The sequence below is a fragment of the Streptomyces sp. YJ-C3 genome, from assembly GCF_053891275.1.
The window spans coordinates 8,788,554-8,813,869 of sequence record NZ_CM132685.1 but is presented as its reverse complement, the minus strand read 5'-3'; the positions used below and the strand labels follow the sequence as shown (position 1 = coordinate 8,813,869).

29 protein-coding genes, 1 tRNA gene and 1 pseudogene are annotated in these 25,316 nt (G+C 70.5%); 14 read left to right on the top strand and 17 right to left on the bottom strand.

All coding sequences use genetic code 11. The annotated features are described in order from the left end of the window. Nucleotides 1-23: 23 nt before the first annotated feature. The 4 genes from ACVHNB_RS40075 to ACVHNB_RS40060 form a co-directional block, all read right to left on the bottom strand. A tRNA-Ser gene (locus ACVHNB_RS40075) sits at nt 24-108 on the bottom strand. 10 nt (nt 109-118) lie between these two features. Continuing rightward, nucleotides 119-577, bottom strand: coding sequence for a tRNA adenosine(34) deaminase TadA (gene tadA, locus ACVHNB_RS40070; RefSeq protein ID WP_428957617.1), 459 nt, complete (start codon nt 575-577; stop codon nt 119-121). A gap of 78 nt (nt 578-655) precedes the next feature. Next, nucleotides 656-1,207: a tRNA adenosine deaminase-associated protein gene (locus tag ACVHNB_RS40065; RefSeq protein ID WP_428953686.1), complete on the bottom strand. Its 552-nt coding sequence runs from the start codon at nt 1,205-1,207 to the stop codon at nt 656-658. A 204-nt stretch (nt 1,208-1,411) separates the two neighbouring features. Continuing rightward, nucleotides 1,412-1,618 carry a hypothetical protein gene (locus ACVHNB_RS40060; protein ID WP_456227062.1) on the bottom strand — a complete coding sequence of 69 codons (207 nt, stop codon included), beginning with the start codon at nt 1,616-1,618 and terminating at the stop codon, nt 1,412-1,414. A gap of 122 nt (nt 1,619-1,740) precedes the next feature. Between ACVHNB_RS40060 and upp the strand changes: the two genes are divergently transcribed. Then, entirely contained in the window at nt 1,741-2,376 is a 636-nt protein-coding gene (upp, locus tag ACVHNB_RS40055; RefSeq protein WP_428953688.1) for a uracil phosphoribosyltransferase, read from the top strand. Between the two features lie 83 nt (nt 2,377-2,459). Here upp and ACVHNB_RS40050 read toward each other — a convergent pair whose 3' ends face one another. Both ACVHNB_RS40050 and ACVHNB_RS40045 read right to left on the bottom strand, forming a co-directional pair. Then, nucleotides 2,460-3,116, bottom strand: a complete 657-nt coding sequence (locus tag ACVHNB_RS40050; protein WP_428953689.1) for a LytR C-terminal domain-containing protein — start codon at nt 3,114-3,116, stop codon at nt 2,460-2,462. A 98-nt stretch (nt 3,117-3,214) separates the two neighbouring features. After that, complete coding sequence (locus tag ACVHNB_RS40045; RefSeq protein ID WP_003955420.1) at nt 3,215-3,511, bottom strand: type II toxin-antitoxin system VapB family antitoxin; 297 nt, start codon at nt 3,509-3,511, stop codon at nt 3,215-3,217. A gap of 121 nt (nt 3,512-3,632) precedes the next feature. On the opposite strand from ACVHNB_RS40045, the gene ACVHNB_RS40040 reads away from it, so the two are divergent. Beyond that, the gene (locus ACVHNB_RS40040) at nt 3,633-5,453 is read left to right on the top strand and encodes a helicase HerA-like domain-containing protein (protein ID WP_428953690.1); all 1,821 of its coding nucleotides are present in this window, start codon (nt 3,633-3,635) and stop codon (nt 5,451-5,453) included. An 88-nt stretch (nt 5,454-5,541) separates the two neighbouring features. Here the strand turns inward: ACVHNB_RS40040 and ACVHNB_RS40035 are convergent, their stop codons facing one another. The 3 genes from ACVHNB_RS40035 to ACVHNB_RS40025 form a co-directional block, all read right to left on the bottom strand. Next, the gene (locus ACVHNB_RS40035; protein ID WP_456227061.1) at nt 5,542-5,685 is read right to left on the bottom strand and encodes a hypothetical protein; all 144 of its coding nucleotides are present in this window, start codon (nt 5,683-5,685) and stop codon (nt 5,542-5,544) included. A 63-nt stretch (nt 5,686-5,748) separates the two neighbouring features. Further along, nucleotides 5,749-6,084: a hypothetical protein gene (locus ACVHNB_RS40030; RefSeq protein WP_456227060.1), complete on the bottom strand. Its 336-nt coding sequence runs from the start codon at nt 6,082-6,084 to the stop codon at nt 5,749-5,751. A gap of 95 nt (nt 6,085-6,179) precedes the next feature. Continuing rightward, on the bottom strand, nt 6,180-6,767 hold the full coding sequence (locus tag ACVHNB_RS40025; RefSeq protein ID WP_428957618.1) for an HhH-GPD-type base excision DNA repair protein: 588 nt from the start codon (nt 6,765-6,767) through the stop codon (nt 6,180-6,182). A gap of 137 nt (nt 6,768-6,904) precedes the next feature. Here ACVHNB_RS40025 and ACVHNB_RS40020 point away from each other — a divergent pair, with 137 nt between their 5' ends. Continuing rightward, complete coding sequence (locus ACVHNB_RS40020; RefSeq protein ID WP_456229003.1) at nt 6,905-9,526, top strand: GNAT family N-acetyltransferase; 2,622 nt, start codon at nt 6,905-6,907, stop codon at nt 9,524-9,526. 24 nt (nt 9,527-9,550) lie between these two features. Here the strand turns inward: ACVHNB_RS40020 and ACVHNB_RS40015 are convergent, their stop codons facing one another. Further along, nucleotides 9,551-10,312 carry a sulfite exporter TauE/SafE family protein gene (locus ACVHNB_RS40015; RefSeq protein ID WP_428953693.1) on the bottom strand — a complete coding sequence of 254 codons (762 nt, stop codon included), beginning with the start codon at nt 10,310-10,312 and terminating at the stop codon, nt 9,551-9,553. Nucleotides 10,313-10,476: 164 nt separating this feature from the next. Between ACVHNB_RS40015 and ACVHNB_RS40010 the strand changes: the two genes are divergently transcribed. From ACVHNB_RS40010 to ACVHNB_RS40000, 3 genes are read left to right on the top strand one after another with little or no spacing between them, the layout of a single operon-like run. Continuing rightward, nucleotides 10,477-11,427: a LysR family transcriptional regulator gene (locus ACVHNB_RS40010; protein WP_456227059.1), complete on the top strand. Its 951-nt coding sequence runs from the start codon at nt 10,477-10,479 to the stop codon at nt 11,425-11,427. A 42-nt stretch (nt 11,428-11,469) separates the two neighbouring features. After that, nucleotides 11,470-11,796, top strand: a complete 327-nt coding sequence (locus ACVHNB_RS40005) for a cupin domain-containing protein (RefSeq protein WP_428953695.1) — start codon at nt 11,470-11,472, stop codon at nt 11,794-11,796. Nucleotides 11,797-11,836: 40 nt separating this feature from the next. Beyond that, nucleotides 11,837-13,732 (top strand): propionyl-CoA synthetase, encoded by a 1,896-nt coding sequence (locus ACVHNB_RS40000; protein WP_456227058.1) that lies wholly within the window; start codon nt 11,837-11,839, stop codon nt 13,730-13,732. Here ACVHNB_RS40000 and ACVHNB_RS39995 read toward each other — a convergent pair. Then, on the bottom strand, nt 13,715-14,401 hold the full coding sequence (locus tag ACVHNB_RS39995) for a sensor domain-containing protein (RefSeq protein WP_428953697.1): 687 nt from the start codon (nt 14,399-14,401) through the stop codon (nt 13,715-13,717). The genes ACVHNB_RS40000 and ACVHNB_RS39995 overlap by 18 nt on opposite strands. A 462-nt stretch (nt 14,402-14,863) precedes the next feature. Here ACVHNB_RS39995 and ACVHNB_RS39990 point away from each other — a divergent pair, with 462 nt between their 5' ends. Further along, a complete protein-coding gene (locus tag ACVHNB_RS39990) occupies nt 14,864-15,280 on the top strand; it encodes an STAS domain-containing protein (protein ID WP_428953698.1) in 417 nt (138 codons plus the stop codon). A gap of 778 nt (nt 15,281-16,058) precedes the next feature. Here ACVHNB_RS39990 and ACVHNB_RS39985 read toward each other — a convergent pair. Beyond that, nucleotides 16,059-16,361 (bottom strand): immunity 53 family protein, encoded by a 303-nt coding sequence (locus ACVHNB_RS39985; protein WP_428953699.1) that lies wholly within the window; start codon nt 16,359-16,361, stop codon nt 16,059-16,061. Nucleotides 16,362-16,643: 282 nt separating this feature from the next. On the opposite strand from ACVHNB_RS39985, the pseudogene ACVHNB_RS39980 reads away from it, so the two are divergent. Continuing rightward, nucleotides 16,644-16,997, top strand: a pseudogene (locus tag ACVHNB_RS39980) (tyrosine-type recombinase/integrase); the annotation flags it as partial. Nucleotides 16,998-17,253: 256 nt separating this feature from the next. Here the strand turns inward: ACVHNB_RS39980 and ACVHNB_RS39975 are convergent. Further along, nucleotides 17,254-18,099: an SLATT domain-containing protein gene (locus ACVHNB_RS39975; protein WP_456227057.1), complete on the bottom strand. Its 846-nt coding sequence runs from the start codon at nt 18,097-18,099 to the stop codon at nt 17,254-17,256. A gap of 135 nt (nt 18,100-18,234) precedes the next feature. Here ACVHNB_RS39975 and ACVHNB_RS39970 point away from each other — a divergent pair, with 135 nt between their 5' ends. After that, nucleotides 18,235-18,879: an HAD family hydrolase gene (locus ACVHNB_RS39970; protein ID WP_456227056.1), complete on the top strand. Its 645-nt coding sequence runs from the start codon at nt 18,235-18,237 to the stop codon at nt 18,877-18,879. On the opposite strand, the gene ACVHNB_RS39965 is transcribed toward ACVHNB_RS39970, so the two are convergent. The 4 genes from ACVHNB_RS39965 to ACVHNB_RS39950 all read right to left on the bottom strand — a co-directional run bounded on the left by ACVHNB_RS39965 (nt 18,876) and on the right by ACVHNB_RS39950 (nt 21,914). After that, nucleotides 18,876-19,727 (bottom strand): DUF1932 domain-containing protein, encoded by an 852-nt coding sequence (locus ACVHNB_RS39965; protein ID WP_456227055.1) that lies wholly within the window; start codon nt 19,725-19,727, stop codon nt 18,876-18,878. The genes ACVHNB_RS39970 and ACVHNB_RS39965 overlap by 4 nt on opposite strands. Beyond that, nucleotides 19,724-20,311 (bottom strand): guanylate kinase, encoded by a 588-nt coding sequence (locus tag ACVHNB_RS39960; RefSeq protein WP_456227054.1) that lies wholly within the window; start codon nt 20,309-20,311, stop codon nt 19,724-19,726. Before ACVHNB_RS39960 ends, ACVHNB_RS39965 begins: the two co-directional genes overlap by 4 nt. Next, entirely contained in the window at nt 20,308-21,324 is a 1,017-nt protein-coding gene (locus tag ACVHNB_RS39955) for an AAA family ATPase (protein ID WP_456227053.1), read from the bottom strand. The genes ACVHNB_RS39960 and ACVHNB_RS39955 overlap by 4 nt, the downstream gene beginning before the upstream one ends. Before the next feature lie 233 nt (nt 21,325-21,557). Beyond that, nucleotides 21,558-21,914 (bottom strand): GntR family transcriptional regulator, encoded by a 357-nt coding sequence (locus tag ACVHNB_RS39950; RefSeq protein WP_456229002.1) that lies wholly within the window; start codon nt 21,912-21,914, stop codon nt 21,558-21,560. A gap of 502 nt (nt 21,915-22,416) precedes the next feature. On the opposite strand from ACVHNB_RS39950, the gene ACVHNB_RS39945 reads away from it, so the two are divergent. From ACVHNB_RS39945 to ACVHNB_RS39925, 5 genes are read left to right on the top strand one after another with little or no spacing between them, the layout of a single operon-like run. Continuing rightward, entirely contained in the window at nt 22,417-22,710 is a 294-nt protein-coding gene (locus ACVHNB_RS39945; RefSeq protein WP_456227052.1) for a hypothetical protein, read from the top strand. Beyond that, nucleotides 22,707-23,156 (top strand): Pycsar system effector family protein, encoded by a 450-nt coding sequence (locus ACVHNB_RS39940; RefSeq protein WP_456227051.1) that lies wholly within the window; start codon nt 22,707-22,709, stop codon nt 23,154-23,156. Before ACVHNB_RS39945 ends, ACVHNB_RS39940 begins: the two co-directional genes overlap by 4 nt. Next, nucleotides 23,153-23,752, top strand: a complete 600-nt coding sequence (locus ACVHNB_RS39935; protein WP_456227050.1) for a hypothetical protein — start codon at nt 23,153-23,155, stop codon at nt 23,750-23,752. Before ACVHNB_RS39940 ends, ACVHNB_RS39935 begins: the two co-directional genes overlap by 4 nt. Next, entirely contained in the window at nt 23,749-24,855 is a 1,107-nt protein-coding gene (locus tag ACVHNB_RS39930) for a conjugal transfer protein (protein WP_456227049.1), read from the top strand. The genes ACVHNB_RS39935 and ACVHNB_RS39930 overlap by 4 nt, the downstream gene beginning before the upstream one ends. Beyond that, nucleotides 24,855-25,238 carry an RRQRL motif-containing zinc-binding protein gene (locus tag ACVHNB_RS39925; protein ID WP_456227048.1) on the top strand — a complete coding sequence of 128 codons (384 nt, stop codon included), beginning with the start codon at nt 24,855-24,857 and terminating at the stop codon, nt 25,236-25,238. Before ACVHNB_RS39930 ends, ACVHNB_RS39925 begins: the two co-directional genes overlap by 1 nt. Nucleotides 25,239-25,316 lie beyond the last annotated feature (78 nt).

The window sequence follows — 25,316 nt, the reverse complement described above, 5'->3', positions numbered from 1 at the left end:
GAGCCGGACCCTTCGTCTACCTGCGGTAGCGGAGGGATTTGAACCCTCGGTGACTTGCGCCACACTCGCTTTCGAGGCGAGCTCCTTCGGCCGCTCGGACACGCTACCGAGAGGAACTCTAGCCCAAGGTGGGCCCTGGTCTGAAATCCGTATCCCTGAAGAAGCTCGTGAGGGGCTTCGCGCACTCCTCGGCGAGGACGCCGGAGACGACCTCGGGCCGGTGGTTGAGCCGCCGGTCGCGGATCACGTCCCACAGGGAGCCGGCCGCTCCGGCCTTGTCGTCACGGGCTCCGTAGACGACGCGGTCGAGGCGGGACTGGACGATGGCACCCGCGCACATCGTGCACGGTTCGAGGGTGACGACGAGCGTGCAGCCGGTGAGCCGCCACTCGCCCACGGCCTCGGCCCCCCGGCGGACGGCCAGGACCTCGGCGTGGGCGGTGGGGTCGCCGGTCAGCTCCCGCTCGTTGTGCGCGGTGGCCAGCACGGTCGTCCCGTCGGGCGCCAGGAGCACGGCGCCGACGGGTACGTCGCCGTCCCGCGCGGCGAGCCCGGCCTCGGCCAGGGCCTGCCGCATGGGCGGCTTCCAGGGGTCTCGTACGGGATCGGGTTCGGGCTCGGTGGGTGTCACGGCCAGGAATCTATCCCCGCCCGCTCAGCGCACGGTCTCGAGCACCTCCGCGGCGCCCAGCGCGTCCGCGATCTCGCTCAGCGCGTCCGAACCGTCCAGAGCGAGCAGCTCCTTCTCCGGGACGCCCAGGTCGGCGAGGATCTCGGTGTCCCCGATCGGCCCGGCGGGCACGGCCTCGGCGCCCGCGCCGTCGTCGCTCTCCTCGTCGTCGTCCGGTGCCTCCGATTCGCCGTCCTCCGTGCCGTCCAGGTCGAGGGAATCCAGATCGTCGTCGGCGTCCGGATCCTTGCCGAGCAGTTCGTCGGTGAGCAGGATCTCGCCGTAGCTGCTGCGAGCGGCGGCCGCGGCGTCCGAGATGTAGATGCGAGGGTCGTCCTCGCCGTCCACGCGGACGACGCCGAACCACACATCCTCTTGTTCGATGAAGACGAGGACGGTGTCGTCCTCGGCGCCGGCCTCGGCCAGCGCCTCGCGGGCCAGGTCGGACAGGTCCGACAGGGTCTCCACGTCGTCGAGCTCTGTATCGCTCGCTTCCCACCCGTCTTCGGTGCGCGCGAGCAGTGCGGCGAAGTACACCGTGACTCTCCCACTGGTCTCAGGTGCCGGTCGGGGGTCCCCCCGGCGGAGTCTTGGAGGCGGGGAGTGCAGTTCAAGCCCCGCCCACTCGGAATCGTGGCAGAAAGAACGGCTTCAAGAGAGGTCTTCCGCGCGCTGTGTTCGCGTCGCGTCTCCGGGGAGAGTGTCCGATGTGAGGCGCGTCACCTGTACGGGACCGCCGAGTCACCAGCGAAAGGTGCGCATCCGCATCTGCTGGCGCATCCGCGCGGCCCGCGCGCGGCGCGGCTGGACCCGGTCGCGCAGCTCGCGCGCCTCGGTCAGTTCGCGCAGGAACACGGCGCGGCGCCGCCTGCGTTCGGCGTCCGACTCCATGGGCTCACCGGGCTCGGGGCCCCGGTCCGGCCCTTCTCGGCGCTTCTGGTCGGTCATCCCGACACCACCACCCCAGTCCCCCCGCGGTCGACGAGTTCTTTCCACTTTCCCTCCGTGGGGGCCCTTGATGCCACTGCGCGGGGGAGCCGTGGCCGTGGGCCCCGGTTACTGTTGAGGACATGCGGATCCACGTCGTCGACCACCCTCTTGTGGCGCACAAACTCACCACACTGCGCGACCAGCGCACCGACTCCCCGACCTTCCGGCGCCTGGCCGACGAGCTGGTCACCCTGCTCGCGTACGAGGCGACCCGGGACGTGCGCACCGAGCAGGTCGACATCGACACCCCGGTGTCCCGGACGACCGGCGTGAAGCTGTCGTACCCGCGCCCGCTCGTGGTGCCGATCCTGCGCGCGGGCCTCGGCATGCTCGACGGCATGGTCCGCCTGCTGCCGACCGCCGAGGTGGGCTTCCTGGGCATGGTCCGCAACGAGGAGACGCTGCAGGCCTCCACGTACGCGACGCGCATGCCGGACGACCTCTCCGGGCGCCAGGTCTACGTCCTGGACCCGATGCTCGCCACGGGCGGCACCCTCGTCGCGGCGATCCAGGAGCTCATCAAGCGCGGCGCGGACGACGTCACGGCCGTGGTGCTGCTGGCCGCGCCGGAGGGCGTCGAGATCATGGAGCGGGAGCTGGCGGGGACGCCGGTCACCGTGGTGACCGCGTCGGTCGACGAGCGGCTGAACGAGAACGGGTACATCGTGCCGGGCCTCGGCGACGCCGGCGACCGCATGTACGGCGCCGCCGAATAGCGGCTCCGCCCGTCACACAAGAGCCGCGGTCGCGTCCGCTCACCCGGTGAGCGGACGCGACCGCGGCTCTTTGTCGTGTGCGGTTACGCGCAGCTCGGCGACGCGGAGGGCGCGGGCTTGGGGTGGGTCAGGGCCGCCAGGGCCTTGTCCGCGGCCGGCTTGGCCGTCAGCTCCTTGAAGCCGGTGCCGATGATCAGGTCGACTTCGGCCGGTTTCGTGCGGGCGTCCGTCTTCTGCTCGGCGCCGGACAGCTGCGTGCCGAGCACCGGCAGCGCCGCGTCGGTCGCCGTCTTCGCGCCCAGCAGTATCCCGGGCCCCTTGACCTTCTTGTCGTACGCCTTCGTCGCGTTGCCCACGTCCCCGATCGCGAAGCCGCGCTTCTTCAGCTCGGCGGCGGTCTCCTTGGCCAGGCCGCCGCGAGGCGTGGCGTTGAGGACGTTCACCTTGATCTGGGCGGGGGCGGGGAGCTTCTTCGCGTCCGCGGGCTTCGTGCCGGTGGGCGACGCGCTCGCCCGCTTCTCGCAGTCCGCGGCGCCCGGGCCCGCGGCGGTGGACTTGCCGCCGCCGGTGAAGACGTGGACGAGCTGGAGCGTTCCCCAGCCGATCAGGGCGACCGCGGCGACGGACGCGACGACCGCGAGCACGATCCTGCTGCGCGGGCGGCCACGACGCATACGAGGGTATTTGTCCCCCGTGATGCGGTACTTGCCGCCCATGCCGGGGGGAGTGAGCATGCTCATGGGCGCAGCGTAGTGCCGCTCGGCGGCGATGCCTATTAAATGATCACGGCCCGGTGCCCAGTCCAACCCAAAAGGGCCAATGCGGACTTGGCGGGCCGTCAGCCCAGTTCGAGTACGCGGGCGTGCAGCACCTGGCGCTGCTGGAGCGCGGCGCGGACGGCGCGGTGCAGGCCGTCCTCCAGGTACAGGTCGCCCTGCCACTTCACGACGTGCGCGAAGAGGTCGCCGTAGAACGTGGAGTCCTCGGCGAGCAGGGTCTCCAGATCGAGCTGGCCCTTGGTCGTCACCAGCTGATCGAGGCGGACCGGGCGCGGCGCGACGTCCGCCCACTGCCGGGTGCTTTCCCGGCCGTGGTCGGGGTACGGCCGGCCGTTTCCGATGCGCTTGAAGATCACACGGAAAGCCTACCGGGCGAGGCTCTCCGGGCGCAGCCATGGAGACGGAGTGCGACTCTGGGAAATAACGCCCTGAAGTGGGGTGAAATGGGAACACTCAAGCCGGGGACAGGGGCCTGAAATGAGTGAGAGCGAGCCGATGGCGGCCGGGTCGGAGAGTGCGGCGGGCTCGTCCGGGGGAGAGCCGGGCGCCGCGTTGACGGGCGCGGGCGCGCCCGCGGCGGCGGGGGCCGGCGCACGGGCACGCGGCCGGTTCGTGCCGCCCGTCGCTCCCGCGGCGACGCCCGCGCCCGACGCCCCACAGACCCCACAGGCCTCGGAGACCCTGGCAGCCCCGACGGCCCCTTCTGGGGACGCCGACGCGCACCCCGAGACCGTGACCGGCGGCGCCGCGCTGCCCGCCGAGGCCCTGGAGATCGCCGCCGGGTACGCCTTCACGGGGCCCGCGCTCGACCTGGGCGCGCTGCTCTGGGACGGCGCGTGCCACCCCGACGCCCAGATCCGCATCCCGCTGCCCATGCTGAACCGGCACGGCCTGGTGGCCGGCGCCACCGGCACCGGCAAGACCAAGACCCTGCAGCTCATCGCGGAACAGCTGGCCGCCCAGGGCGTGCCGGTCTTCCTCGCCGACGTCAAGGGCGACGTGTCGGGGATCTCCGCGCCCGGCGAGGACGGCGAGAAGGTGCGCGAGCGCGCCGGGCAGGTCGGCCAGGAGTGGACGGCGACCGGCTTCCCCTGCGAGTTCTACGCGCTGGGCGGGATCGGCTCCGGCATTCCGCTGCGGGCCACCATCACCAGCTTCGGCCCGGTGCTGCTGTCGAAGGTGCTCCAGCTCAACCAGACCCAGGAGCAGTCCCTCGGCCTGATCTTCCACTACGCGGACCAGAAGGGCCTGGAGCTCGTCGACCTCAAGGACCTGCGGGCCGTCGTCACCTTCCTGACGTCCGACGAGGGCAAGCCCGAGCTGAAGGAGATCGGCGGGCTGTCGACCGTCACCGCCGGGGTCATCCTGCGCGCGCTGACCGCCTTCGAGGCGCAGGGCATGAGCGACTTCTTCGGGGAGCCCGAGTTCGACACGAGCGAGCTGCTGCGCACGGCGCCGGACGGGCGGGGCCTCGTCTCCGTACTGGAACTGCCCGGGGTGCAGGACAAGCCACAGCTGTTCTCGACGTTCCTGATGTGGCTGCTGGCCGATCTGTTCCAGCGGCTGCCGGAGGTCGGGGACGTCGAGAAGCCGAAGCTCGTCTTCTTCTTCGACGAGGCGCACCTGCTGTTCAACGGGGCGTCCAAGGCGTTCCTCGAGGCCATCACGCAGACCGTGCGGCTGATCCGGTCCAAGGGCGTCGGCGTCTTCTTCGTGACGCAGACGCCGAAGGACGTGCCCTCCGACGTGCTCGCCCAGCTCGGCAACCGGGTGCAGCACGCGCTGCGCGCCTTCACGCCCGACGACCAGAAAGCGCTGAAGGCGACCGTCAAGACCTTCCCCCACTCCTCGTACGACCTGGAGGAGCTGCTCACCTCGCTCGGTACCGGCGAGGCCGTGATCACCGTGCTGAGCGAGAAGGGCGCGCCGACCCCGGTGGCGGCGACCCGGCTGCGGGCGCCCGAGTCGCTGATGGGGCCGGTGGAGGCGGGGGCGCTGGACGCCGCCGTGAAGGGATCGCTGCTGTACTCGCGGTACGCCGACGCCGTGGACCGTGAGTCGGCGTACGAGCGGCTGACCGCGCAGGAGGCGGAGACCGCGGCGCGCAAGCAGGCGGAGGCGGAGGCCGCGGAGGCGGAGAAGGCCGCGAAGGCGGCCGCGCGGGGCAAGCCCGCGCACGACGCGTCCATGGTCGACCAGGTGGTCGGAAGCGGGATCTTCAAGTCGCTGGCCCGGTCCGTGGGGACGCAGCTCGGGCGCGAGATCTCCCGGTCGATCTTCGGGACGCGCAGACGCTGAGCCCCAGGGGCGACCCGCACCGGCAGGCGGCGGGCCGGCGGATCGAGAGGTCCGCCGGCCCGCCGCCTGCTGTATCCGTCAGCGGCTGTCAGCGGCTGTCCTTCTCCTGCGGGGCCGGGGACGTCCGGAGGCTGCGTTCGTCCGGGCGCCGCCGGGTCTTGTCCGCCCGGCTGTCACGGGCGGCTTCCGCGCGCAGCAGGGCGCGCAGCAGGGCGTACGGGTCCTTGGGCATGAGGGGGTGTCCTTCCGAAGTCGTGCGTCGGTACATGGCGGGGCCGGGCCGGAGCCGGGTCCGTCAGCAGCGCAGGACGACGGTGCGCAGGGCGCGGTGGGACGGGCGTGCGGGAGGGTCGGCCGGGACGGGGCCGGGGGCGGGCGCCCGGAGGAGACGCGGCCGCGGGGTCGTGGGCAGCCGCGTGGGATGGCCGGTCGGCAGGCGCAGGGCCGCCTCGGGGGCTTCCTGCTGGAGCTCGCCCGGTTCGCAGGACGACGCGGCGGCCGGGGGCGGGGCCGAGGCCTCCGCGGGCGCCGCGGCCAGCGGGGCGAGCAGCAGGGCGAGCACCAGGACGAGCGCACGGGCCCAGCTCCGGGCACGGAGGCCCGGGGCTGCGGTGGACGTGGCGGCGCTCATGCAAGGTCTTGTCCCCCGGACACGCCCGTGACCTGCTCTCCGGGCCGCCAGATCCGCTCTCTTGGGCTACGGAACGGCCGGTGTGCTGACGCGGTCTACGCCGTCTTGGCCGCTTTCGCCGCCGCCTTCATCTCCTGCTTGTACGCGCGGACCTTGGTGAGGGACTCGGGCCCGGTGATGTCGGCGACCGAGCGGTACGACTTCGCCTCGCCGTAGGGGCCCGCCGCCTCGCGCCAGCCCGTGGGCCGCACGCCGAGCTGCTTGCCGAGCAGGGCGAGGAAGATCTGGGCCTTCTGCTTGCCGAAGCCGGGCAGGTCGTTCAGGCGCTTCAGGAGCTCCTTGCCGGTGCCGACGCCCTCCCAGACGGCGCTCGCGTCGCCGTCGTAGTGCTCGACCAGGTACTGGCACAGCTGCTGGACGCGCTTCGCCATCGAACCGGGGTAGCGGTGCACGGCCGGCTTGGCGGAGAGCAGCGCCGCGAAGGCCTCGGGGTCGTGGGCGGCGATCTCGTGCGCGTCGAGGTCGTCGGAGCCGAGGCGGTCGGCGATCGTGCGCGGGCCGGCGAACGCCCACTCCATGGGCACCTGCTGGTCGAGCAGCATCCCCACGAGCGCGGCGAGCGGGCTGCGGCCGAGCAGTTCGTCGGCGGCGGGGTCCTGGGCGAGGTGGAGGGTGACGTCCATACGGCTCATACGTCGATGATCGCGCCCGGAGGTCCGGGGTGCTAGTCGGCCCATCCGTGCGAAAGATTAGGTTAGGCTCGCCTAATAAATCGTGAAGGTGGGGTGGGGGAAGCGTGCGCTTCGAGGTCTTCCGTGACATGTGGGGGATACCGCACCTGCGCGCGGGCGACGCGCTGTCGCTCGCGTACGCGCAGGGCCGGGTGACCGCCGCCGACCGCGCCTGGCAGATCGAGGTCGAGCGGCACCGGCTGCTCGGCACGTCCGCCGGGGCGCTCGGGGCGGGCGAGCTCGGCTGGGACCGGTTCGCCCGGCGGGCGCGGCTCGCGGACACCGCGCGCCGCTGCTACGAGGCCCTGGACGCGGAGACCCGGGCGTGGGTGGACGCCTACGTCGACGGGGTCAACCGGGGGCTCGCGCAGCGGGGGCGGAGCGCGCCGGAGTTCGGGCGGGCCGGGGTCGAGCCGGGGCGCTGGGAGGGATGGATACCGCTCGGGGTGTGGCTGTCGACGCATGTGCTGTTCGCCGGGTTCCCGGCGAAGCTGTGGCGGGACGAGGTCGTGCGGCGGCTCGGGGCGGACGCCGTCGGGCTGTTCGCCACCGACGGGCCCGGGACCACGGGGAGCAACGGCTGGCTGGTCGACGGGGCGCGCGCCGCCGCCGGGGGGACGCTGATCGCCGGGGACCCGCACCGGTTCATCGAGGACCCGGGCGTGTACCAGCAGATCCGTCTCTCCTGCCCGGAGTTCGACGTCGTCGGGCTCGCCGTGCCGGGCGTGCCCGGCATCGGGCACTTCGGGCACGCGGGCGGCGTCGCCTGGGCCATCACCAACGCCATGGCCGACTACCAGGACCTGTACCGGGAGCGGCTGCGCCGGACCGCGGACGGCGGCGTCGAGGCGTTCGGGCCGGACGGCTGGCGGGCGGCCCACGCGCACGTCGAGGAAGGCGTGGGCGGCAGGGACGGCTCGGACGGCTCGGACGGTGTCGAGGTCGTCGAGACCGAGCGCGGGGTCGTCGTGATCGGCGGCCCCGACGAGGGCGAGGGCATCAGTCTGCGCCAGCCCGCACGCGTCCGCGCCGACCTGGGATTCGGCGCGCTGCCCGCGCTGCTGCGGGCCCGCACCGTCGCCGATGTCGACCGGGCCTTCGACCGCTGGGCCGAGCCGGTCAACGTGGTGCTCGCCGCCGACACCGCGGGCGGGCTGCTGCACCGCGTCGCCGGCACCGTGCCCGTGCGCGACCCGGAGAACATGCTGCGCGTGGTGCCCGCCTGGGAGGAGCGGTACGCCTGGCGCGGCACGTACACGCCCCTGCCGCGCGCCGACGTCGACGGGGTCGCCGTCATGGCCAACGAGCGGTCCCTCGCCGCGCCGCTCGGCGTCGAGTTCGCGCCGCCGCACCGGGCCCGCCGCATCCGTGAACTGCTCGGGGAGCGCGCGGACTGGCGGCCCGACGACATGAGCGCCGTGCACACCGACACCGAACTCGCCTCCGCGGCGCCCCTGCTGGCGCTCGTCGAGCGGCTCGACGGGCTGACCCCGGCGGCGGCCGCGCTGCGTGAGCGGCTGCTGACCTGGGACCGGCGGATGGCCGCGGGCAGTGTGCGGGCGGCCGCGTACGCGCGGGTGCGTTCCGCAGTCGTACGGCGGCTCGCCCGGCACGAACTGTTCGCGCCGCTCACGGACCTCGCCCCCGCCTACCCGGAGGTGTTCCGGCCGTGGCTCGCGCTCGTGCCGCGGATCGCGTACGGCCTGGAGAACCTGCTGACGACTCCTCGGATACCGGACGGGGACAGGCTCGACGCCGTCCGCGCGGCGGTCGAGGAGGCCGCGGGCGCCGCCGAGGGCACCTGGGGCGAGCGGCACCGGCTCGCGCCCTGGCAGGCGCTGCCCGACCCCGACGCCGACCGGCCCGGCCTCGACGGCGACCACGACTGCGTGCTGTCCACGTCGAGCGTGCCCGGAGTGACCGACCTCAGCGCGCGCGGCCCGGCCGCCCGCTACGTATGGGATCTCGCGCGGCGCGACGACAGCCGCTGGATCGTGCCGCTCGGCGCGTCCGGGACACCGGGATCCGCCCACCACCGGGACCAGCTGCCGCTGTGGCTGCGCGGTGAACTCGCCCCTGTCGTCACCGACTTCGACCGCCTCACCAAGGAGCCCGACGTGACCGAAGCGACCCCCGGCCTGTCCCCTGTGTACGAGCGGAGCGTCGACGGGTTCGGCACCTTCCGGCTCACGCGCCTCGACCCCGCCGGCGCCGACATCGACGTCCTGTACGCGTGGGTCAGCGAGGAGCGGGCCCGGTTCTGGGGGATGACGGGCCTCGGCCGGGACGACGTGCGCGAGATATACGCGCACCTCGACTCCCTGGACACGCACCACGCCTATCTCGTCCGGCTCGACGGCACGCCCGTCGCGCTCTTCCAGACCTACGAGCCCGAGGCCGACCGGGTCAGCGAGTGCTACGAGGTGCGGGACGGCGACATCGGCGCCCACCTGCTGGTCGGCCCGGCCGGGGCGGCGGGCGCCCGGCGCGGGTTCACCGGGGCGCTGGTGGGCGTGCTCGTCTCGTACGCGCTCGACGAGCTCGGCCGGAAGCGGATCGTCGTCGAGCCGGACGCCCGCAACGACAAGGCCGTCGCGCTGTTCGCCCGCAGCGGGTTCGAGCTCGTCGGGGAGATCGTGCTGCCGGAGATCGACCTGCCCGAGGTGCAGTTGCCGAAGAAACGCGCGCAACTCGCCGTCTACAGCCGGTAGTTCACGGGTGCGCGCGGGGCGGCGTCACGAGCGGGCGATCAGCAGGACCGACGCCGTGACGCCGACCGTGACGATGACGCCCCGCATCACGGCCGGCGGCAGCCGCCGGCCGAGCCGGGCGCCGAGCAGGCCGCCCGCGGTGGAGCCCGCCGCGATCAGTGCCGCCACCGTCCAGTCGATGTCGGCGACGGCGATGAAGACGACCGCGGCGATGCCGTTGACCAGGGACGCGAGGACGTTCTTCGCGGCGTTCAGGCGCTGCAGGTCGTCGCGGAGCACCGCGCCGAACATGCCCATGAGCAGCACGCCCTGGGCCGCGCCGAAGTAGCCGCCGTAGACACCGGTGCCGAGGACGCCGAGCCACATGGGGACGCCGCCGTCGGTGCGCGAGCCAGCGCCGGGCCGGTTCTTCATCCAGCGGTTCAGGCGGGGCTGGAGCACGACCAGTACGCACGCGGTGAGGATCAGCACCGGCACGACGGCGCGGAACGCGGCGTCCGGCAGCCGCAGCAGGAGCAGCGCGCCCGCGAGCCCGCCGAGCAGCGAGGCGGCGCCGAACCTGATCAACCGCCGCCGCTGGCCGCGCAGTTCGCGGCGGTAGCCGTACGCGGCGCTGAGCACGCCCGGCACCAGGCCCACGTTGTTGGAGACGTTCGCGAGGACCGGCGGGTAGCCGAAGGCGAGCAGCGTCGGGAACGTGATCAGGGTGCCGGAGCCGACCACCGCGTTCATCCCGCCCGCGGCGACCCCGGCGGCACCGATCGCCACCGCTTCCCCTACGTCCACAGACCGTCTCTCCCCGCGCTCAACGGGTCGGCACCCGCCGGAAGTTCGCGACCTCCACGACGGGTTGCCGCCCTGGGCCGTCCCATCGATGATCGTGCTCGGATCCCCCACCCAAGTCAATCCTCGGGTTTTCTTGCACATACCCAAGCTGTAGCTTGGCCCGCGTGACCCTCGACGACCTCCGCGTCTTCGTCGCCGTCTGCCGCGCGGGCAGCCTCAGCGCCGTCGCACGTGAGCTGTCCTGTACGCAGTCCGCGGTGAGCCAGCACGTCAAGCGCCTGGAGAAAGAGGTCGGTCTCGGCCTGCTCGAACGGCACGCGCGCGGCGTCGTGCCCACCCCCGCGGGCCGCATCCTGCGCGCCGCCGCGGCCGACGGCATCGGCGCCCTCGACCAGGCACTGCGCCGCCTCGGCGACCTGGCACGCGGCGAGAGCGGCTCGGTCCGGGTGACGACCGGCGCCACCTCGGTGCGGCACTTCATGGCGGCGGCGATCGTCGAGTTCCGGCGCGCCCACCCGCAGGTCAGCCTGGAGTTCCAGACGGTCAGTTCCAGCCGCAGCTGCTTCGAGGCGCTCGCCGCGCACGACCTCGACCTGGCCTGGATCACGATGGGCGCCCCCGAGCGCGGCATCGAGCTGCGCCCGGTGGTCGAGCTGCCCTGGGTCCTGGCGGTGCGCGACGACGACCCCCTGGCCGCCGGATCCTCGGCCGGGCCCGAGGACCTGAGGGCCTCGGCCCAGCTGATCCTGCCGCCCGAGCACTCCACGTCCCGCGCCCATCTCGACGAGCGGTTCGCCGAGCTGGGCCTCACGAAGGGGCCCGCCTCCGGCACCGGCATCGCCGACTGGGACACCGCCGTGCACCTCGCCGAACTGGGCCTCGGCCACGCCGTCGTCCCCGACCTGCCGGGCCTGCGCCGCCCCGGCGGAGCTCCCTCGCCCGGCCTGACCCTGCTCCCGGTCCCCTGCCTGCCGCCCCTCCAGGTCGGCTGGGCGGTCCGCCGCTGGTCCGCGCTGTCCCCGCTGGCCAGGACCTTCGCGGACTTCGTGGGCCGCAGCTGCCCGGGCGTCAGGCCCGAGGACGCCGGGCCCGAACACCGTGAACCGATCGGCTGACGCCGCGTCGCGCCCGGCGGGCGGCCGGTCCACGCTGGGCGCATGACGACGACGTACGACCTCACCTCCCTCGCCGACGAGCACCTCTCCGCCGCCCATGACGCCGCCCACGGCCGCAGCGCCGAACTCCTCATCCGCGAGGACCCGCTGCGCCAGAGCGTCATCGCGCTGACGGAGGGCAGTGCCCTGGAGGAGCACAACGCCCCGCCGGCCGCGACCCTCCAGGTCCTGCGCGGCCGCGTCCGCCTCACCGCGGTCTCCGGCGACGTCACCCTCGCCCAGGGCGAGATCCGCGCGATCCCGCAGGAACGGCACGGGCTCACGGCACTGACGGACGCGGTGGTGCTGTTGACTGCGGTGACGGCCTGACCGGATCGTGTTCCCGTCTCTACCGAGGGGAGTACGGCCGATGGCGACGTACGACGAAGTCTTCCGCGCGAGCACCGAGGACCCCGAGGGGTTCTGGCTCGCCGCCGCCGGCGGGATCGACTGGGACGTGGCGCCCGCCCGGGCGCTCGACTCCTCGGGGGCGCCCTTCTACCGCTGGTTCCCGGACGGCGAGCTGAACGTGTGCCACAACGCGCTGGACCGGCACGTCGCCGCGGGACGCGGGGCGCAGGCCGCGCTGGTGTACGACTCGCCCGTGACCGGCACGCGCCGCACGTACACGTACGAGGAGCTGACCGGTGAGGTCGCCGCCTTCGCCGGGGTGCTCGCGGGGCTCGGGGTGGGGCGCGGGGACCGGGTCGTCGTCTATATGCCGATGGTGCCGGAGGCGGTCGTCGCGATGCTGGCCTGCGCGCGGATCGGGGCGGTGCACTCCGTGGTGTTCGGCGGGTTCGCCGCGCACGAGCTGGCCGTACGGATCGACGACGCAGCGCCGAAGGTCGTCGTCTCGGCGTCCTGCGGCATCGAGGGCGCGCGCGTCGTGGAGTACAAGCCGCTGCTGGACCGGGCCGTCGGCCTGGCCGGGCACAAGCCCGACGCGTGCGTGATCCTGCAACGGCCCGAGGCGCCGGCCGAGTTGGGCGAGCGGGACGTGGACTGGCGGGAGGCCGTGCGCACGGCGAGCCCGGCGGCGCCCGTGCCGGTGGCCGCCACCGACCCGCTCTACATCCTGTACACGTCCGGAACGACCGGGAAACCCAAGGGAGCTGTCCGTGACTGCGGCGGCTATGCCGTCGCGCTGCGCTGGACCATGGAGGCCGTGTACGACGTCGGCCCCGGCGAGGTGATGTTCACCGCGTCCGACGTGGGCTGGGTCGTCGGCCACTCGTACATCGTGTACGGGCCGCTGCTGGCCGGCGCGACGACCGTGCTGTACGAGGGGAAGCCGGTCGGGACGCCCGACGCGGGCCAGTTCTGGCGGGTGGCCGCCGAGTACGGGGTGAAGACGCTGTTCACGGCGCCGACCGCGTTCCGCGCGATCAAGAAGGTCGATCCGGAGGGGGAGCTGGCGCGGGGCCACGACCTGAGCGGCCTGAAGTATCTCTTCCTCGCCGGAGAGCGGCTGGACCCGGAGACGTACCACTGGGCGGGCGAGCTGCTGCGGATCCCCGTCGTCGACCACTGGTGGCAGACCGAGACCGGCTGGCCGATCGTCGCGAACCCGGTGGGGATCGAGGCGGCCCCCGCCAAGCCGGGTTCTCCGACCTGGCCGCTGCCCGGCTGGGACGTGCGGGTCCTCGACGCGGCCGGGAAGGAAGTGGCCGCGGGGGAGGACGGGGCGATCGTGGTGCGACTGCCGATGCCGCCCGGGGCGCTGCCGACCCTGTGGAACGACGACGAGCGGTTCGTGGCCTCGTACCTGTCCGCGTACGACGGGTTCTATCTGACCGGCGACGGCGGGCACATCGACGAGGACGGCTACGTCTTCGTGATGGGCCGGACCGACGACGTCATCAACGTCGCGGGGCACCGGCTGTCCACCGGCAGCATGGAGGAGGTGCTCGCCGCCCACCCCGCGGTCGCCGAATGCGCCGTCATCGGGGTCGCGGACCCGCTCAAGGGCCAAGTGCCGCGCGGGCTGGTGGTGTTGAAGGCGGGCGTCGACGCGGACCCCGGCGTCGTCGAGGCCGAACTCGTCCAGCTCGTACGGGACCGGATCGGGGCCGTCGCCTCGCTCAAGGACGTCGCGGTCGTCGCCGCGCTGCCGAAGACGCGGTCCGGGAAGATCCTGCGCAGGACCATGCGCGGCATCGCCGACGGGCTCGACGAACCGGTGCCGTCGACCGTCGACGACGCGACTGTGCTGGACGCGCTGCGGCCGGTGCTCACGCGGCGCGGTTCACTTCGAGAGCAGTGAGCGGATCGCGGCGCGGTCCACGTTCGTCAGGCCGCGCACCAGCAGCGGCGTGAGGAAGACGAGGACGAACCCGATCGCGGAGACCGCGGCGATCTGGGCGGGCGACTCGATGTAGTACGCGTGGTGCGCGCCCGCGTCGGTCGTGAAGTCGTAGACGCGGTAGCCGGGCCAGTCCAGGTAGCGGTGGAACACCCAGGAGTACGCCGGGAACAGCGCGACCACCCAGCCGGTGACCAGGAACGTCACGGACAGGGTGAAGGACAGCACCCGCCACGGGAACATCACCGTGTGGAACAGCAGGGCCTTCCACCCGGCGGCGTCCGCGAGCCGCCCGCGCAGCCCCGGCGCGGGCGCGTCCGGGGCCTGCACGTCCAGGCCGAGGAGGGCGCGGGCCCGGCCGCGTTCGGCGGCACCGAGCGCACGGGCGCCGCCCAGCATGGCCGCGTACACCGGCAGCCCGATCCAGACGACGAGCGTGCCCGCGCCCAGGGCGAACATCGTCACGGCGAAAGCGAACCCGGCGACCGCCACGGGCAGCGACGTGAGCGTGTGGCCGATCTCGCGGTAGGTGGAGCGGGCGAAGGGGCCGCGCCAGAAGGCGGGAGCGGGGGCGGCGGCCGAGGCGGTGCGGTGGGTGTCCGCGTAGGGGAGCGTCGTCGTCGAGGTCATGCCTCAAGCGTCGCGCCCGGCGCCGGGCCGGGACATGGGGCAACTCGGTGTCTTGAGGGTGGGGTTACCCCTATGGAGCCCCCCCGGCGATCGAGGAGCGGAGCCCCGGGACGGCACGCTCGAGCGCGGCGTCAGGATCAAGCTGGGCCCCCTCAAGGAAGAGCTCGCCGAACACAGCCGCCCCGAGCGCACCCCGCACCCGGGACACGACCCGGTCCACATCCCCCCGCTCCGCCGGAGGCAACGGCAGGTCCTGGCCGCACTGAAGAATCCGGAGACCGGTTCGACCCCGCCGGAGGCATGACGGCGCATCCGGACCCGGGAGCCGGCTGCCACCGTTGTGACGGATCCCATGCCGGACTCCACCCGCTGGACTGAATGCTTTCCCCCTGCCGAGGGGCCCGTGCGCACAGCCGGGTGATCCGCCGCATCCTGTGCCCCGGCTCGCGGGTTGATCACGGCGTGAGTCCCGAAAGCACCCCTCTCATACTGTCCACCTCCGCCTCTGCCTCCCTCGCCGTCGGCAGCGACGCCGAGAGCATGAAGGAGGCGGGCACCAGTACGCCCGGCGACATAATCATCCGTTCCTGCACCACCGCGGGGCCCGCACTGTGGATCGAGCTCCAGGGCGAGATCGACCACCACAGCGCGAGACCGCTCCGGACGGTCCTGGCCGCGGGAGCCGTCCACGGCTACCGGCACCTCAGCCTCGACGTACGGCGGGTCACCTTCGCCGATTCCGCCCTGCTGAACGTCCTCGACCGCTGGAGCCGCCACGGGCGGAGTCTCCACCTGCGCACCAGCTCACCCGCGGTCCAGCGGCTCATGGAAGCCGCCCGCTGCGCCGGCCGGCCCACCACCGAGGGAGTACACCGGTGACGTTCACGATCCTGACCGTGACCCCCCTCGTGCTGTCCGTGCTGCTCCTGCACTGGCCCGAGCACCCACCCACAGCCAACCGCCACCGACTGCGCCGCCGCTGACCCGAACGGATACGCCCGACGTCGAAGGGCCCCGCTGTTCGCAGCGGGGCCTGCGCCTGCCTCTGGCCCCGCCGGCAGGGCGTCTACCAGGGGAGCGGGTCAGGGCGCCGGTGCCACCACCAGTCGTGGATCTGGGACGTCGCGGCGCCTGGCTTCGACGGTGGGGGTAGTTCGTTGATCCACGTGTCGTCCTGGATCGTGAGTTCCAGGAACCGCTCATCCAAGGGCTCCACTGCCAACGTCAGGAGCAGCCCCCGGGCAGGATGCGTGAGCGGCTGGTTTGGCCCTCAAGACGGCAGCGGTTGATCTGTCAGAGAACGCTCTGAGCTTGGGAAGCTCGGGTGATTCAGGGGGAGTTAGGCGTCTGACTTGCGGGGGAGCGGCTTACTTTGCCCTCGTCGCTGACGCTCCGTTGCCCGGCGTTCCCCGTGGCTCCCCGGCCAACCTGGCACGGATCTGGCACGGGCTTGAGCAGTGAGGCAGCCGAGCCTTGTCGCACCCCGGGTCCCGGCCTTTACCCTGCGGACGACCTCACCACTCAACAGGTTATGCCTTCTGATCCGTAGCTCTATGCAGAGCGGTCAGCAGCGTTCATTCCGGCCGTCGCGCGGCTCTTGTGGGCCACAGGCGAACATGATCGGTTGCTGCAGTTGCGGTACTTCGCTGCTGTACAGCTATGCGCCCTCGGCCCACTTGCGGAAGATGGCAAGTACCTCGGTGAGGTTGCCCGGTCCGCATGAGGCTGTGAAACGTAGCGCCTGGACATGGGTGAAGATCCAGTCAGTGTCGCTTCGCCTGATGCGCTCTGCCGCGTACCTCTTGCGTTCGAGCGAGGTCTCCTCAAGGTCGATCTCAATCGTCCACCCAGGATTGTCTAGCGGGCCGATCTTGACACCCCATGAGTGCTCCCAGTCTCCGTCGCACTGCTCGGTGTACCACCGCTGAAGCCAGTCGAAGGGGTGCTCTGCGCTGTCCATAGCGGGGATCCTAGGCGCGGCACTGGGTCGCGTGCTCTGCGGTGCTCATCAGGCTGACTCAGCCTCCGAGCAGTCTTGAAAACCGTCGTGGCGAGAGTCACCGTGGGTTCAAATCCCACACCCACCGCAGTTGTTGAAGGCCCCTGACCAAGAACACTCGTCGGGGCCTTCGTCCTGAGTGCTGCCCGCTCGTAACCGTGGTTCCCCGTGAGTTCCCGGTCTATCGGGCACGGATGGGGCACGGAGCTAAGGCGTGATCCAATCTGCCCAGCCAAAGGTGACCGGGAGAGGACCATCGCCGGATCCGACTCGGAGGAGAAGGGATACGTCTTCGCGTCTCCTGCCGGTGGGCCGCTGAGCCCCAACACCGACTATCACCTCTGGAAGCGGCTCCTTCGGGACGCGGGCGTACGGGACGGCCGACTTCGCGACGCACGTCACACCGCTGCGACCGTGCTCCTGCTTCTCGGTGTCCCGGACGTTGTGGTCGACGCGATCATGGGTTGGGAGCCCGGGGGAGCGGCCCGGATGCGCGCTCGGTACATGCACATCACGGGGCCGATGCTGCGGAAGGTCGCGCAGCAAGTGGGAGACGCGCTTTGGGAGCCGTCCCCGGCGGCCTCAGAACTCAACTGAGACGACAACTGAGACGGAGAACGTCGAAGGGCCCCGCTGCTAGCAGCGGGGCCCTTCGACATCGTGCCCGGTGAGGCACTGGCGGAGGATACGAGATTCGAACTCGTGAGGGGTTGCCCCCAACACGCTTTCCAACTGTGCGCATGATCGTTCGGGGTCGTTCATGGGCGTTCGAGTGGCAGGTCAGAAGGCGTGCGCGTATGGCAGTGGACCATGACGTCCGTCAGTGAACTGGACAACGATCAGGACAACGGCGTTAGCTCTCGGGCGTCTCCGTAGGCTGGTCGAGTTGCTGTTGCCGCTTGCGCTGGTCGTTCTTGAGGGTCTCAACGCGCTCGGTGAAGTCCAGAAGAGCGGCTTCGTCGTCCGCGCTGCCTTTGTAGCGGCCAACCTTCAGATTGACAGCGTCGTACTCTTCTTCGATGGCGTCGGCTGTCTGCTGGAGGTAGAAGCTGCGCTCACGGAACTTGAAGTAGCCCGTGAAGCCTGCCGCGAGACCGACAGAGAAGCTGGTGCCAACGGTGATCCACTTGTAGGGCGCTGGCGTTTCCGCGAGGCTCGCTGCTGTCGATGTCGCAAGCGAGCCGATGATGATGACGCTTTGGAAGAAATTGTGGACTCGCCTGTAGCGAAGGCCGTCGGAGCGGTACTGCTCGATGGCTCCAGGGACGGTCTCTCGGTAGATGTGGCGGCGGTCTTCTGTTGGCAGGTCGATAGATGCTGCGGAGAGACGCTTGCGCTCGATGGCTAACGCAAGGTCGATCTTTTTCTCTGCCGCGTGCCCCGATTCCCACTCGTCTCGGACGGGACCGTCAAGCCAGTCGACAGTGCTGTTGATACGGACGACTGCGCACAGGATGAGTAGAGCGATGAGGAGCGGGATGCACGTCAGGTTGACGCGGGCGAGGTCGATGCGGCGCCATGCGGCGATGTTCCCGATGAACAGGAAAAGCAGGAGCGCAGGCGCAGAGAGATAGGTGGAAACCAGTAGAAATCGCTTAAGCCGGGCTTCACGGATCTCGGCCCGCAGAGCAAGGATCGCCCTGTCATGGGAAAGGGTCCCCTCAATCGCCCTTTCGGCCGCGGTCGTTGACTGCGCCATGGTCCCCCATTACGACTCGCCACGGTGATTGCATGCAGTCCGATCATAGGAGTGTGTGAATCCCGAGAGGCCGTTTTGAGATCAGCAGCTGACGCGGGGCGTACCCAGAGAGCTGAACGGGGATAGCGTCATCCCGTGCTGGCACTCTTCGACCTCGACAACACGCTGATCGACCGACAGGGTGGCTTGGATACTTGGGCGGGGAGTTTCACCCGCTCGCGTGGCCTGCCGGAAGACATCGCATCGCTCGTAAGCGCTCGGCTGAGGGCCCGGGCGCGCCCCGAGGACTTCGTCTACCTACGCGAGGAGCTGGGGCTCAGGGACGCCGCTGACGCGCTGTGGCGGGAGTACGTCGATGGTGTGGCCCGGTCGGTCCGGTGCTTTCCCGGCGTGCCGGAGGGACTCGTCGAGCTTCGGCGCTCGGGATGGACGCTCGGCATCGCGACAAACGGGGCAGTCGACATCCAGCGTGCCAAGCTCCACGCGACCGGACTCGTTCCTCTCTTCGACGGCGTGACCGTCTCGGAAGCTGTGGGAGCGCGGAAGCCGGAGCCTGCCCTCTTCGACGCCGCCGCGGCGGCATGCGGCGTCTCGCTGGCTGCCGGGGGATGGATGGTCGGGGACAGCCTCGACACGGACATGGTGGGGGCGAGAGCGGCAGGGCTGCGGACTGTGTGGGTGGCCGGCGCCTGCGAATGGGCTGATGGCCCCCACGAACCCGACGTCGTCGTGTCGAGTGCAGTGGAGGCCATCGAGGTACTGCGAGAGCTGCCGGGCTAGTCGGCGTCGGCCTCCGGCGCGGCGTGCAGATGTTCAAGCGCCTCGGAAACGCTCAGAGGTGCGTCTCTGAGGCTGTCCCAGCGGCTCATGACGGAGGCTGACGCCGACGCAAGGTCGGTCGGGAGACCGGCCTCACGGAGTGCGGAGGCGACTTCGTCCATCTCGGGGCCCCAGCGCCATGACCGCGCAGCGATCTTCGGAATGTACGCCGTTTCCGCGAGGTAGCTAGTGCTGCGTCTCTCCGCGATATCGAGTAGCTCGCCCTCTACTCCGTAGTCCCGCGCAAGGGCGTACGAGACGGCGGCCAGTACGCGGCTCGCCTTCTGGTAGCTGCTGTACGACAGCTTCAGAGCCGAGGCGCGACCGATGCCACCGGTCAGCGTATGAGCCTGTACCGCCGTCCCGTCGAAGAGCGCTGCAACGGTCAACAAGGACTCTCCGGGGCCGGACAGGTACAGGCGGGCGGACTTCGAAGCAGACGGAGGCGAGCCGATGACGGAGCCATCTACGACGGTCGCCTCAGTGCGGGACATGATGGCGTATACGCGTGCCATGGTCGCTGGGGCGATGGCGTTACCGTCCACATAGATCCCTGCGAACGGGTACGCCGAGACCTCGACAGCGACGTCCTCCGCATAAGCCGGAGGGCAGATGCTGAGGATGACGTCGGCGCGCTCGACCAACTCCCCGAGGCTGTCCGTCGCGGTGAGCCCGTGCCTCAGGGCCCGCTCCTTGGTCCCCGAGCTGCGCCCAGCCGGGCACCACAGAACCTCAGCGCCGCCGAGCCGGGCCTGAGCGGCCACAGCGGCGCCCATGCTCCCCGGGTGCAGCACCCCGACGACGGTCATCCGACCAACCCGCGAATGTCACGAACTTCGGCGGATGCGCCGGCCAATCGTGCTTCGTCGATGGTGCGCGCTGCCTCAGCCGCACTGACGTCTTCGGTACGGATGACGAGCGACCAGGGTTCGGTGGCGTGGTCCAAGAGGTCCTGCCGGGTCTCGTGCCAGACCTTGAGCCGGGTCTCCAAGTCCTTGTCCCCGCGCCCCTGGCAGCGCTGGCGCGTTACGTCCTCTGGGCACCAAAGGAGGACCCGCACCCAGTTGATGGGGAAGGTCGCGACAGCTAGGGCACCCACAACCTGTCCCATGTGGAGAACGGGGATGTGGCCGGAGGCGACGAGTGTGGAGACCTGGCCGCGGTCGATGGCGTACTCCGCGTCGTACCGGCTGTTGCGGTAGAGAACCTCCCCCGCCTGAGCCAGTTCCTCGATGTGCTCGGGGGTCGTCAGTCGGTATCCGGTGGTGCGACCCGGTCCCGCCTTCAGCCGCTGAAAGAGCGTGAAATCCGCCCGCAAATTGGAGAGTTCACCTGTGATCGTGTCTTTGCCGGACCCCGGGGGGCCGTACAGGATGATGCCGGAGGGGCTCACAGCCCACCACCGCTGAGCACGTCACGGGCTTCGTCGACCAGGGCCACGGCGGCGCCAAGCCGGTTGTCGACGACGAAGTGCGGGCCCTGAGGGCGCATGTTCAGATCGAGCCCCGAGGCGTACTCATCCCACTTCTCCATCTTCCAGGCGTCTCGCGCCGCTCCCCGGAATTCGATGTACTCGCGCATTGATTCGACGTCGCACTCAACCCAAATGGTCGCCACGGAGACCCGCTTTGACCGGCATCGATTCTGGAAGCGCTGCATCCAGTCAGCCTGAGAGAATTCGGCGATGAACGGGGCGTCAAGAATCGCCGATATCCCGCAATCCAAGTTGTCCCATGCGGCTTCCATGAGGCACCGATATTCCAGCGGTCGAACCTTCTCGCGGTAGAGGTCCGAACTCCGATCGTGCGCCTCTCCTCCCAGTGAGACGAGGAGCTGATCGACCAGCGGGCGCGTCAGTGAGTCCTTGTCGAGGATCGGCCACCCTGTGAGCCCTCCCAAGAACTTCGCGAACTCCGACTTCCCCGATCCGGCGTACCCCCCAACCAGGATCACGGTTGGCCCATCAGTGCTTGCCCCTGCCGTGTGGCGGCTCCATGCGTTGACCACACGATTGCGCAGAGCCTCGCTGTCCACGTCGTCGGTACCTTCGCGGATGCTGCTCAGCGCTTTACGTACTGCGTCCGGTTGGTCGGGGAGCTTTCGCTCAGCGGAAGCGGGCGCCGGTACGGATTCCACAGGGGCATCCTCTCCGGGCAGGGCTTTACGGAAGCCGAGTTGGGCCTCATTGCGACGATAAAGGCGACAGTATGCCCGGCGGTAATGAGGACCGGGATACACCGAACCCTTTTCGTGGCCCCAGATCGTTTGGAAGTTCGCGGCAATGTTGAAGCCGTGCCGCTCCGCGATTTCGCGGAGCTTCTCCCCCGTGTCTTCCAGAGTGAGCCCTATCTCCTCGCGGTGCATCCGCAGGAGTTCGGGCTTCCAATCTGAGTGCTTCCGAGCCATCTGCCCCTCCTAGATAGCTAGTCGGAGACGCGAGTGTAGCGGTCCGACTAGCGCTGTGGAAATTCGTGATAGCGCATGTGTAAGCGGATGTATAAAACCGCTCGGACTTTCTCAGGTAGCGGGACGTGATACCGGTTTTCGCGCCGTGGCAGTGAACTTGTGGCACACCGAACGAGGAGGTTCTGATGTCCCACGGCGCGGCTGTTCAGGCCCCACACCGGCTTGCCGGAAGGCTAGATGCCTTCCAAGGTCGCGACGCGTTGGCGCAGCTCCCCGACTTCGGTTCGCAGTTTGTCAACTTCCTCGCGCAGCTCCGCCATGGTCCTGACCGGGTCGGCGAGTTGCGCGGCGGAGTTGCCGGCGTCGGCGGTCAGGAACACACCCTTGCCCTGGTGGCTGACGACGAGCCCTTCGGCCTTGAGCTGATTGATGGCGGCTCGGGCCACGGTCACCGTGACTCCGTAAGCCTTTTGCAGCTCCCCGTACGAGGGGAGCTGTCCGGTCTCTGCGAACTCGCCCGCTGCGATGCGTCGCCGCAGGTCATCGGCTACCTGCTGATAGGCGAACTGCTTACCGGTCCACTCGACCATCTGCACCCCAAGTCTCGTTTGGTCTCTGCCTCATAGTGCCTGTGCCGCAGAGGTAGAACCAGTGCCCCACGCTGCTTGTTCCACAGGGGGACTTGACGCACTCTGCCTCACAGTGCACTCTGAGGCATAGTCGGGAAAGCGGCTCAGCCCGGAAGGGCAAAGCGCTTGATCGACCTGCTTGACCTGCACAAACAGCGTCCGGATGCACCGCCCGGAGCGAGCGCTGTGGAGAACTCAACAGAGTGCCGACCCAGCCGCATGAACAGGTGCGGTCGATGGGTGCGGGTCACCATCCCGACCGCCCATGTCGGGCCGGGTGACCTGCCCATGAGCCGTCCTTCGGGGCGGTGACTGGCACTGCAAGACCGCCTCGATGGTCGTAGGCCGGGTTCGACTCCCGACCGAGGCACTCACTCTTCCGCCCGGGGCGGGCGCCGTCTCTTCCGCAAGCCGCGCCCGCTCCGGTGTCTCTCCCATCCCTCCAGTGATCAGGAGTTTCGCCATGCGCTCGTACATCAATGGCCGTCAGGCCGTGACCATCAACGACTTCATCGAACTGGCTCTGGGCACCCCGGTCGAACTGTGGCTGGGCGTGGACGGCGAGAGCGAGATGGAGCGCGCGGCGCGTCTGGACGCGGCCCGCGACATCCTCGCGGACGACCCCGGCATGCCGGACGACGCGATCCGCGTCGCCGCGGCCGCGATCGAGGACCACGCGGCGGAGTTGTTCAACGTCGTGCCGCTCGCCCGCCCGGTCTCCCGTCGCCGTCCGGTGCGCAAGGGGGCGGCGGCATGAGCGCCCCGACCCGAGACCTGGCCGCAGCACACGCTGAGGTCAAGGCGGAGATCACGCGGACCGACAGCAAGGCCAGCCTCCTACTCGCCTTCATCGGCGCCGTCCTGGCCGGCGTGTGGAGCGCGGGCAAGGACGCGCCCCTCAACGCCTACGCCCTCGTTCCCGGCTTCGCCGGTATCGCTGTGCTGATCGGGGCTGCCGCGCTGCTGCTGTCCACGGTCCGGCCGAACCTGTCCGGCCGGCACGGCTTCCCGCTGTGGGCCACCCTCACCGCCGACCAGATCCGCGACGCGGTGGCCACCGACATCGCCGCGGACATCGCGGGTTTGTCCCGCATCGCCGTCACCAAGTTCACCGCGCTGCGCCGCGCGATCGACCTGGCCCGCATCGGTGGCGCCCTACTCATTCTGTCCGCGCTCGCCCTCGCGTTCGGAGGTGCCGCATGATGGCGACCGCTCCCGCCCCCGAGGTCCTGAAGGACCACAAGGGCCGTCCGCGCCCGTTCCGCGACATGCCGCTCTCCTACGCACAGGCCCGGTTGGGGATGGCCTTTCACGAGGCTGGTCACGCCGTGCTGGCCATGGCCTACGGCATGACGGTGCACTCCGTTGAGGTCATCGCCTGGGAGCCCGCCAAGGGTCATTGGGCGGTCACCGGAAACACCACGTGGCAGGAGAACAACACCCCGCCGTGGCACTTCGCCGCGATGTGCGCCGGAGGGCAGGTTGCCCACGTCGACTACCTGATGGCCTACGGCCTGTGGACCCCGGAACGGGCTCTGGCCTGCGCCGCCGACCACGACCGCGAACAGGCCATCGACACTCTCACCGCCCATGGCGTCACGGTCGCTCGCGACCACGTGCCCGACGGCGGCAAGTCGTGGCCGATGGTGCGCGGCATGGCGCGGCGCAAGGTCGCCCACCTGTGGCGCGAGATCCGCACCGTGGCGCACGCCATGGACGAGAACACCAAGCTCACCGGCGACGCCATCGCCGCCCTGACCGGCCTGCGCCATCACGTGGTTGAGGGGGTAGCGGCATGACCGCGACGACCCGCAAGCCGCTATCGAAGACGCAGAAGGTGGTGTTGGGAGCGGCGTTCGTGCCGATGCTCGGCACGGGCGTCTTCGGCGGGATCGGTACCTACTCCAACATCAGCGGCGCGTACGGCAAGGGCACCGCGCTCGGTGCCGTGGCCGCAGGTGAAGGCGCAACGGCCGTGCTCGCGCTCGTGCTGCTCGGTCTGACGATGCTGGGCCAGTCCTCCCCGCGCGTCATCCGTCTCGGCCTGTGGGCCCTGCCCGCTGCCGCGTCGGTGATGGCCGCGCAGGCAGCCGATACGTCCGGGGAAACCGTCATCTACGCCATCACCCCGATGGGCATGTGTGTCTCTGCCGAGGGCATGGCGTTCCTAGCCCGTCGCATCGTGGTCCACACCGAGGGCCGCGACGCTGAGGGCGAGCGCCGCGCGATCGAGGTCGTGCAGCGGCTCGCCTATCACCGGGCCCGCGCCGCCAACCACCCCGGCAAGTGGACCCGCACCCGTTCCGATCGGGCTTCCTGGCGACTGGCGCGCAGGGTCGGAGTCGGGGACCTGGCGCTCGGATCGACGCTGCTCGATGTGCAGCGCCAGCGCGTCACGATCGGCGCGGACACCGCACTGGCCGACATGTTCGGACTCGGTGCGGGCCCCGATCCGATCGAGAGCACGAATGCGGAGGAATCTACCGAGACCGAGATGAAACGGTCTATGGCTGATCTGCCGGAATCGACTCCCGCGCCGATCACGCCGAACGTGAAGGAACTGCCCCGACCGGTCGCCGTCGGGTTCATCAAATCGACCCTTCCGACAAAGCCCGTGAAGGCGATCGAGTCGGCCCCGGCCGGACCGATCGAGGAACGGACTGTGGCCGCTGAGTCGCCCCGTCCGCGCGGCGTGACGGGGCGTGTTCCGGAGGCTGCGAAGTCGCCCCGGCCGAAGCGCACTCCGGCGGAACTGCTCACCGAGGCGCGCACGGTCACGGCCGACTGGCCGGACGCCAAGCTGACCGGTGAGGGCATCCGCAAGGCCCTGCACACGTCCCCGGCGAACGCCCGGACGCTGCGGGACACCCTGCGCGCCGAACGCGCTGACAAGGCCGCTTGATGTCGGCGCTGACGCTCGCCAAGTGCTACTGCCCGTCGGGTGGCCAGTTCGGCATACCGACCTACCCCTGGCGCTACGCCCCGAGTGGGCTCGCCACCCGTCGCCAGCTCCGGGCCCTCGGTCTTCGGCCGGGTGGTCAGGAGGTGTCCGCGCAGGTGCTGCGGCCGCGCTACCGGCGCGGCCCGCTGGTCGCCTACCTCTACCGCGTCGACCGCGCCAAGCCGGTGCGGCCCATGACGCCGGGCAAGCGGGCCGCGCTCGCCAAGGCGATGCGCGCTCGCCGCACCTGCCCGGTCTGCCGGCGCGATGCCGGATACGTCATCCCCGGCTCGCTCGGCATGTGCGTGCCCTGCGCCTACCCCGAAGAACAGCGCGCTGCATGAACGCGCGGGCCCGATCGCTCACCTCTCACAGCACGCGATCGGGCCCGCCATCCCTCACACCCTGAAGCGGAGGAACCA

Excerpts from the sequence above, each read along its gene's own strand:
- tadA (WP_428957617.1), bottom strand. The coding sequence starts at position 577 with ATGCGGCAGGCCCTGGCCGAGGCCGGGCTCGCCGCGCGGGACGGCGAC.
- ACVHNB_RS40060 (WP_456227062.1), bottom strand. The coding sequence starts at position 1,618 with ATGACCGACCAGAAGCGCCGAGAAGGGCCGGACCGGGGCCCCGAGCCC.
- upp (WP_428953688.1), top strand. The coding sequence starts at position 1,741 with ATGCGGATCCACGTCGTCGACCACCCTCTTGTGGCGCACAAACTCACC.
- ACVHNB_RS40050 (WP_428953689.1), bottom strand. The coding sequence starts at position 3,116 with ATGAGCATGCTCACTCCCCCCGGCATGGGCGGCAAGTACCGCATCACG.
- ACVHNB_RS40040 (WP_428953690.1), top strand. The coding sequence starts at position 3,633 with ATGAGTGAGAGCGAGCCGATGGCGGCCGGGTCGGAGAGTGCGGCGGGC.
- ACVHNB_RS40035 (WP_456227061.1), bottom strand. The coding sequence starts at position 5,685 with ATGCCCAAGGACCCGTACGCCCTGCTGCGCGCCCTGCTGCGCGCGGAA.
- ACVHNB_RS40030 (WP_456227060.1), bottom strand. The coding sequence starts at position 6,084 with ATGAGCGCCGCCACGTCCACCGCAGCCCCGGGCCTCCGTGCCCGGAGC.
- ACVHNB_RS40025 (WP_428957618.1), bottom strand. The coding sequence starts at position 6,767 with ATGGACGTCACCCTCCACCTCGCCCAGGACCCCGCCGCCGACGAACTG.
- ACVHNB_RS40020 (WP_456229003.1), top strand. The coding sequence starts at position 6,905 with ATGTGGGGGATACCGCACCTGCGCGCGGGCGACGCGCTGTCGCTCGCG.
- ACVHNB_RS40005 (WP_428953695.1), top strand. The coding sequence starts at position 11,470 with ATGACGACGACGTACGACCTCACCTCCCTCGCCGACGAGCACCTCTCC.
- ACVHNB_RS40000 (WP_456227058.1), top strand. The coding sequence starts at position 11,837 with ATGGCGACGTACGACGAAGTCTTCCGCGCGAGCACCGAGGACCCCGAG.
- ACVHNB_RS39995 (WP_428953697.1), bottom strand. The coding sequence starts at position 14,401 with ATGACCTCGACGACGACGCTCCCCTACGCGGACACCCACCGCACCGCC.
- ACVHNB_RS39985 (WP_428953699.1), bottom strand. The coding sequence starts at position 16,361 with ATGGACAGCGCAGAGCACCCCTTCGACTGGCTTCAGCGGTGGTACACC.
- ACVHNB_RS39975 (WP_456227057.1), bottom strand. The coding sequence starts at position 18,099 with ATGGCGCAGTCAACGACCGCGGCCGAAAGGGCGATTGAGGGGACCCTT.
- ACVHNB_RS39965 (WP_456227055.1), bottom strand. The coding sequence starts at position 19,727 with ATGACCGTCGTCGGGGTGCTGCACCCGGGGAGCATGGGCGCCGCTGTG.
- ACVHNB_RS39955 (WP_456227053.1), bottom strand. The coding sequence starts at position 21,324 with ATGGCTCGGAAGCACTCAGATTGGAAGCCCGAACTCCTGCGGATGCAC.
- ACVHNB_RS39950 (WP_456229002.1), bottom strand. The coding sequence starts at position 21,914 with ATGGTCGAGTGGACCGGTAAGCAGTTCGCCTATCAGCAGGTAGCCGAT.
- ACVHNB_RS39945 (WP_456227052.1), top strand. The coding sequence starts at position 22,417 with ATGCGCTCGTACATCAATGGCCGTCAGGCCGTGACCATCAACGACTTC.
- ACVHNB_RS39940 (WP_456227051.1), top strand. The coding sequence starts at position 22,707 with ATGAGCGCCCCGACCCGAGACCTGGCCGCAGCACACGCTGAGGTCAAG.
- ACVHNB_RS39935 (WP_456227050.1), top strand. The coding sequence starts at position 23,153 with ATGATGGCGACCGCTCCCGCCCCCGAGGTCCTGAAGGACCACAAGGGC.
- ACVHNB_RS39930 (WP_456227049.1), top strand. The coding sequence starts at position 23,749 with ATGACCGCGACGACCCGCAAGCCGCTATCGAAGACGCAGAAGGTGGTG.
- ACVHNB_RS39925 (WP_456227048.1), top strand. The coding sequence starts at position 24,855 with ATGTCGGCGCTGACGCTCGCCAAGTGCTACTGCCCGTCGGGTGGCCAG.